The sequence below is a fragment of the Streptomyces sp. SID3343 genome, from assembly GCF_009865215.1.
In the GTDB taxonomy this organism is placed as follows: domain Bacteria; phylum Actinomycetota; class Actinomycetes; order Streptomycetales; family Streptomycetaceae; genus Embleya.
The window spans coordinates 1-326 of record NZ_WWJX01000133.1 but is presented as its reverse complement, the minus strand read 5'-3'; the positions used below and the strand labels follow the sequence as shown (position 1 = coordinate 326).

1 protein-coding gene is annotated in these 326 nt (G+C 78.8%); it reads right to left on the bottom strand.

The window, feature by feature from the left end:
- A partial coding sequence (locus GT354_RS04280; RefSeq protein WP_161354812.1) for an ROK family protein occupies positions 1-326 on the bottom strand: 326 nt, incomplete at both ends.

Below are 326 nucleotides of genomic sequence, written 5' to 3'. Positions count from 1 at the left end.
GCCAGGTGGCCGAGTTCGCCCGCCACCCCACGCGCACCACGCACGATCCGGCCGCCCAGCGCGAGGGCGCCGCCCACACCGGTGCCCACCGACACGTACAGGACCGCGTCGTGGCCGGCCGCCGCGCCCCGGCGGAGTTCGCCCAGGGCCAGCACGTTGACGTCGTTGTCGACCAGGACGGGCAGACCCGTCGCCGCCTCCACGGCGGGCCCGACGGCGGTGCCGGCCCAGCCGGGGAGCAGGTCGGTCGCGGACCGGACGGTCCCGGTGCGGGTGTCCACGGTGCCGGGGGCGCCGATGCCCACGAAGGCGGCGCCCGAGGCGAG